General features: G+C 69.5%; 8 protein-coding genes. 5 read left to right on the top strand and 3 right to left on the bottom strand.

The annotated features are described in order from the left end of the window. Window positions 1-109: 109 nt before the first annotated feature. Both DLJ47_RS10965 and DLJ47_RS10960 read right to left on the bottom strand, forming a co-directional pair. Window positions 110-730: an IS3 family transposase gene (locus DLJ47_RS10965; protein ID WP_109899928.1), complete on the bottom strand. Its 621-nt coding sequence runs from the start codon at window positions 728-730 to the stop codon at window positions 110-112. After that, the gene (locus DLJ47_RS10960) at window positions 727-1035 is read right to left on the bottom strand and encodes a transposase (protein ID WP_158289810.1); all 309 of its coding nucleotides are present in this window, start codon (window positions 1033-1035) and stop codon (window positions 727-729) included. The genes DLJ47_RS10965 and DLJ47_RS10960 overlap by 4 nt, the downstream gene beginning before the upstream one ends. Before the next feature lie 40 nt (window positions 1036-1075). On the opposite strand from DLJ47_RS10960, the gene DLJ47_RS10955 reads away from it, so the two are divergent. The 4 genes from DLJ47_RS10955 to DLJ47_RS10945 all read left to right on the top strand — a co-directional run bounded on the left by DLJ47_RS10955 (window position 1076) and on the right by DLJ47_RS10945 (window position 4349). Continuing rightward, window positions 1076-2599 carry a TOTE conflict system archaeo-eukaryotic primase domain-containing protein gene (locus DLJ47_RS10955; protein WP_233257772.1) on the top strand — a complete coding sequence of 508 codons (1524 nt, stop codon included), beginning with the start codon at window positions 1076-1078 and terminating at the stop codon, window positions 2597-2599. Beyond that, window positions 2484-3038 (top strand): DEAD/DEAH box helicase, encoded by a 555-nt coding sequence (locus DLJ47_RS37735; RefSeq protein ID WP_342447631.1) that lies wholly within the window; start codon window positions 2484-2486, stop codon window positions 3036-3038. The genes DLJ47_RS10955 and DLJ47_RS37735 overlap by 116 nt, the downstream gene beginning before the upstream one ends. A 94-nt stretch (window positions 3039-3132) precedes the next feature. Further along, window positions 3133-3699, top strand: coding sequence for a hypothetical protein (locus DLJ47_RS10950; protein ID WP_109899927.1), 567 nt, complete (start codon window positions 3133-3135; stop codon window positions 3697-3699). A gap of 2 nt (window positions 3700-3701) precedes the next feature. Beyond that, window positions 3702-4349, top strand: a complete 648-nt coding sequence (locus DLJ47_RS10945) for a nucleotidyl transferase AbiEii/AbiGii toxin family protein (RefSeq protein WP_109899926.1) — start codon at window positions 3702-3704, stop codon at window positions 4347-4349. Window positions 4350-4700: 351 nt separating this feature from the next. On the opposite strand, the gene DLJ47_RS10940 is transcribed toward DLJ47_RS10945, so the two are convergent. Beyond that, the gene (locus DLJ47_RS10940; protein WP_109899935.1) at window positions 4701-5099 is read right to left on the bottom strand and encodes a winged helix-turn-helix transcriptional regulator; all 399 of its coding nucleotides are present in this window, start codon (window positions 5097-5099) and stop codon (window positions 4701-4703) included. 107 nt (window positions 5100-5206) lie between these two features. Between DLJ47_RS10940 and DLJ47_RS10935 the strand changes: the two genes are divergently transcribed. Then, window positions 5207-6109, top strand: coding sequence for an NADP-dependent oxidoreductase (locus DLJ47_RS10935; RefSeq protein ID WP_109899925.1), 903 nt, complete (start codon window positions 5207-5209; stop codon window positions 6107-6109). Window positions 6110-6112: the final 3 nt, after the last annotated feature.

Raw genomic sequence — 6112 nt, 5'->3', positions numbered from 1 at the left:
CGCAACGCCCGATCCGACGCCCACTGGCGACGCGCACCAACCGGCACGCCACGCATCTGCTTCTTACCGCGCCCCATCGCAAACCTCCGTGGTCGAGGTGTTGCGACGATCAGTTGAATTCGCCTTGGGCGCCCCTGTCCGAGTGGAAGATCACGTCGTCGACTCGGCCGCCGCGGGCGGCGACCGCGGCGTCGAGGGCGTCGATGATCAGGTCGGTGCGCATGTGGATGTTGATCGACCAGCCGATCAGCCGTCGGGTGGCGATGTCGATGACCGTGGCCAGATACAACCAGCCGGCACCGACGCGCAGGTAGGTGATGTCGCCGCACCACCGCTGGTCCGGTGCGGTGGCGGTGAAGTCCCGGCCGATCAGGTCCGGCGCCGGCGGGACGGCAGGATCCGGGATCGTGGTCCGCTTGCGGCGGCGCAGGTGCCGACCCACGACATCCCGTTGCCGCATGATCCGCTCGACCCGTTTGCGGTTGACCCGCACACCCCGCTCGTGCAGCTCGACGGTCACCCGAGGGGATCCGTAGGTGCCACCGGAGTCGGCGTGAATCCTGGTGATCTGCTCGGCGAGGGCATCCTCGTCGGCGGCGCGAGCCTGCCGGGCCGGCTCGCTTGCCGTCCAGCGGTAGAACCCGGAGCGGGACACCGCCAAGACCCGGCACAGCCGCTTGACGCCGAACGCGGCACGGTGGGCGGAGATGAACCGGAAGCGGCTGGTCACCGATCCATCTCCTTCGCGAAATAGGCGGCTGCCTTGCGCAGGATCTCCTTCTCCTGCCGCAACTCCGCGTTCTCACGCCGCAGGCGGGCGATCTCGGCGTCCTTGTCGGCCACCGACAACCCGTCCCCACCCGAGACGGGCCCAGCGGCCTTGGTCTGGCGATCGGCGGCGCGGACCCAATTCCGCAGCGTCTCGTGACTCATCCCCAGCTCACGCGCCACCTGATTGATCGGCCGCCCCGACGAGCGAACCAGATCGACCGCGTCACGCCGGAACTCTTCCGTGTACTTCGATGGACGCCCCAACGGGGACACCCCTTCCTCTGGACCAACATCCAGTCTCAGGGTGTCCACATCTCAGGGGGAAGCCCACCACTTCGTGGTGGCCGATTTCGACGGGCCGATGGCGGTGCTCGACGCCCTCGCGTACGTGAAGGCGGCACGGGCCAGTGCGGTGCCCGCCGCGTTGGAGATTTCCCAGGCGGGTCGCGGCGCCCATGTGTGGGTCTTCCTCACCGGCGCTGTTCCCGCGGCCACCGCGCGGACCGTCGGCACCGTCCTGTTGCGTGAGGCGATGGTGCTGCGCGGATCGATGGACCTCCGCTCGTACGACCGGCTGTTCCCCAACCAGGACGTGCTGCCCGAGGGTGGCTTCGGCAACCTCATCGCCGCACCGCTACAGGGCCGCCGCCGCAAGGACGGACTCACCACCTTCCTCGACCTCGGCACCCTCGAGCCCCACGCAGACCAGTGGGCATTCCTGTCGACGCTGGACCGACTCACCCCCGGCGACGCCGAACACATCGCCCGGCAAGCCAAACAAGCCGTCACCGGTGCCGACATCGCCACAATGAGCCGGTCCGCCGCGACCCAGGTCCATCCTCCGCTACCTCCGGTGGTCCACGCGGAGGCCGGTGCCGGGCTGAGCATCGACGCCAGACAGCTCACCCCCGCCGCACTGGCGACGTTCAAACACGCCGCCGCCATGGCCAACCCGAAGTTCTACGAGCTGCAGCGACTCCGCAAATCCACCTGGGACACCCCACGCTTCATCCAGGGCTACGACCTCACCCTCGACGACCGCCTGATCCTCCCGCGGGGCCTGCGGCACACCATCGCCACCATCGTCGAACACGCCGGGTCACGGCTGGCCGTCACGGACGTACGAAACTCCGGGACCGAGATCGACACCGCGTTCACCGCCGAACTCACCGGCAAGCAAGCCAACGCGGTCGGCGCGCTTCTCGCCCACGACGACGGAATCCTGGTCGCCCCACCCGGCTCCGGCAAGACCGTCATGGCCTGCGCCGTGATCGCCGAACGCAACACCTCCACCCTCGTCCTCGTCGACCGCAAAGCCCTCGCCGACCAGTGGCGCACCCGCATCCAACAGTTCCTCGGCATCAAGCCCGGCCAACTCGGCGGCGGCCGACGCAAGCTCACCGGCACGGTAGACATCGCGCTGCTGCCCTCCCTCGCCCGGCACGACGACATCGCCACCCTGACCCAGGGGTACCGGCACGTCATCGTCGACGAATGCCACCACCTCGGCGCCGCAGCCTACGAGTACTCGGTTAAACGGATCGCCGCGCAGTTCTGGCTCGGCCTCACCGCCACCCCCACCCGACGCGACGGCCTCGGCCAACTCGTCACCTGGCAACTCGGACCCGTCCGCCACACCCTGACCGACGAGGAACACGGCACCCTCGCGGCCGCGATGCACACCGACGCCGGGCCCTCGTCGAACGCTGTTCATCCACGAGACCACCTTCCAGCCCGGCGACGTCGACCTGGACGCGCCCGGCGCACTCGCCGAGGTCCACCGAAGGCTGGCCCTCGACGAGCCCCGCAACACCCAGATCGCCGATGACGTCGCCGCAGCCCTGACCCGTGGCTGCAACTGTCTCGTCCTGACCCGACGGGTCGCCCAGGTCGAGGCACTCACCGCTCTGCTCGCCGCACGCGGACACCAGCCGCTCGTACTCCAAGGCGCAATGAGCACCCGCGAACGGCGAACCATCGTCGACCGGCTCGACGGCGCCAAGACCGGCGACGGCCTACTCGTCATCGGCACCACACCGTTCATCGGTGAAGGCTTCGACGCCCCCGCCCTCGACACCCTCTTCCTCGCCGGCCCGATCTCCTACGACGGCCTACTCGTCCAATGCGCCGGCCGCGTCATCCGCGCCGCGCCCGGCAAGGACCTCGCCGAGGTCCACGACTACCACGACCCGGCCGCACCCATCCTCGCCGCCTCACTCCCCCGCCGCATGCCCGGATACCGGGCACTCGGCTTCACGAGAACATGAGTGCATCCGATCGCGATCACCATGGCTGGTCCGCCAGTCACAGAGATACCACCAAGGCCAAGCGCGCTTGGCCTAGCGTAGTAGGCTGACAGGTATGGGTCGGTTCTCCGAGGATGAGCTGCAGGCGGTTGTCTCCCGGTACGAGGCGACGCGAGCGCAGGCGTTGACCGAGCGGGACGAGCAGCTGCGGGCGTTTCACGCGGCCGGCTGGCGGCCGGTGGATCTGCAGCGGGTCACCGGGTATAGCCGGGAGACGATCCGGCAGGCACTACGACCGGAAGTCCGGCAGGCGACCAACCTCAACCGGCGCAGGACATCCCCCCAACCGCCGGCGGACTACCGACCCTACGGCGACCGGAAGCCCTACGTGGTGGCCGAAACCCTTGCCGCGCTGCACGGTCCCACCGACGGCACGGTGACGCTTCCGCGCCATCTTGACTGGTCCGGGCACGCCGAGTACGACCTGAACCGGCCCGCACGCCTGGCCAGCATGTACAAGGTGGTGCTCACCGAAGCCAGCACGGTCGAGGACCTCAATGCCTGGCTCGACGCCGACCTCCTCCGGCGACTCTGGCCTACCCTCTGGCTGCCACCCCAACTCCGCCAGCGCTGGGAGGAAGCCTTCCCCGAACTCGCCGCCACCCGTAGCGACGCGGTGTAGCGGTGGACCCCTTCCACGAACGCCTCGCCCGTACCGGGCTCGGCGCGGCCGATCGATACGGCTTCGCGCTGGCCGGCGGTTACGCGGTCCAGGCCGCCGGGCTTCTGGAGCGGCCCAGCGAGGACGTCGACCTGTTCACCGCTTGGGACCGCCGGCAGGAGTTCACCGCCGCAGTCGCCGCCGTCGTGCACGCCTACCGAGACGACGGCCTGACCGTCGAGACCGAGCGGCAGTACGACACCTTCGCCCGACTGGCCGTCACCGACGGTGTGCGGACCTCCAAGGTCGAACTCGGCGTGGACTGGCGCGCCAACGAACCGATCCTCATGGCGATCGGACCGGTACTGCACCCCGACGACGCAGTCGCGAACAAGATGAGCGCACTCTACGGACGAGCGTTCGCCCGCGACTTTGTCGACATCGACGCCACACTCCGATCCGGCCGCTACACCCGCGAGAACCTACTCGCCCTCGCGCAGCGCGCCGACCGGGGCCTCGACCCACGCATCTTCGCCGACGCCCTCGAACAAGCCGCCCAACTCGATCCCGACGACTTCGCCCAGTACGGCGTCACCGGGCCAGCGCTGGACAATCTCCGAAGCCGATTCGCGGAGTGGCGCCGCGAACTGCTCGACGACGAGGAAGGGTGACTCGGTCCCGACTCGCGGCAACGTTAAGCTGCACCCGCAGGACCCACAACGTTCCAGCTGATCTTCGGCAAGCGATCGCAGCGAGCCCGCGAAGCGACCGGTACGCAACGGGGGACGGCAGGAAAGCCACAGGTCGTCGGCCCGTGGACGCCGGCAGACCGTCGGGTTAGGAAACCGTTGCTCTATCCCCTGAGCTACGAGGGCGCGAGCGCCCAGTCTAGCGACCTGGGGTTCGCCTCAAGTGGCAGGGCGCGGTCGCCCGCGTTGGCATCGGTTCACCCGGGTTGGCAGCGGCTCCCCAAGCGTCCGCACGTGGCCGATGAGCGGCACGTTGCGCCGCCTCTGCGAGGTTCAGGGGCGTGCGTCGAATTGGGCGCGTGCTTCGAAGACCCGCTCCATGTGCGTCTCTGCCCAGGTCTTGATCGCGATCATGACCGGAAACAGTTCATGGCCGAGCGGAGTGAGTTCGTAGTCGACGCGGACCGGTACCGAGGCCGTGACCGTGCGGGTGACCAGGCCGTCGCGCTCCAGCGTGCGCAGGGTCTGGGTGAGCATCTTCTGGCTGACGCCGGCGATGCGGGCGGCGAGTTCGCTGTGCCGCTGCGGGCCGTTGGCGAGGGCCGGGATCACCAGTGCGACCCACTTGTCGGTAAGCCTGCTCAACAGCTGGCGGGTCGGGCACTGTTCCAGGAACGCGTCGTAGTCACGTTTGGCCTGCTCGCGGCGTTGTGCGGCGGTCGTCGTCGCCATCCTGCCCTCCACCCGGTGCCCTAGGCACTTCACGGTACCTACTTCCGGACACCGCCCGCTGATTCCTACGGTCTTGGTGATCACGAGAGCCCACCAGGGAGACAGCGATGCGCGCAGTCAGGTATGCACAGTTCGGCGGGCCGGAGGTCCTGCACGTGGCCGACGTGCCGGTGCCCGAGCCGGGGCCGGGGCAGGTACGGGTGCGGGTCGCTGCGTCCGTCGTCCACCCGGTCGACCTGATGATCCGCTCCGGTCGGTTCCCGGCCCCGCTGCCGACCGGTCTGCCGTACACGCCCGGCTGGGATGTGGCCGGCACCGTCGACGCGGTCGACCCGGCAGTCGAGCAGTTCACGATCGGTGACCAGGTCATCGGCTTCTCGCCATGGCTGCAAACCACGGTCGGTGCCCACGCGGAGTACGTGATGCTCGACGCGGCCTGGCTGACCACCGCACCCGCTGGCGTCCCCGCCACCGAGGCGGCGACCCTGCCGACCAACGGCCTCGCCGCCGCCCAGGCCCTCGACCTGCTCGCGCTCCCGGCGGGTTCGACTGTGCTCGTCACCGGCGCCGCCGGGCAGGTCGGCGGCTTCGTCCTGGCGCTGGCCCGCGCGGCCGGTCTGCACGCCACGGGACTCGCCGGAACCGACGACCGTGCGTTCGTGGAGTCGCTGGGCGCGGCATTCCTGTCGCGCTCCGACGGCCCAAAAGGGACGTTCGATGCGGTCGTCGACCTGGCGGTGATCGGCCCCTCGCTGCTGGGCCTCGTCCGCGACGGCGGCGGCTACGTGGCCGCGTCGCCTCCGCTTCGCCCGGAGCCGGTGCGGAGCATCCGGACCGTCGCGCTGCAGGTACAACCGGACGGATCGCGGCTGGGTAAACTGGTCAAACTCGTTACCAGCGGCGACATCCCGCTTCGGGTCGCCGGCGTGTACCCCTTCGCCGACGCCGCGGCCGCTCACGACCGGCTGGCCCAGGGCGGCGTCCGCGGCGGCGTGGTGATCGTCCCATGACCC

Source organism: Micromonospora sp. S4605, assembly GCF_003176715.1.
Lineage (GTDB): Bacteria > Actinomycetota > Actinomycetes > Mycobacteriales > Micromonosporaceae > Micromonospora > Micromonospora echinaurantiaca.
This window is presented reverse-complemented; position numbering and strand designations above follow the sequence as displayed.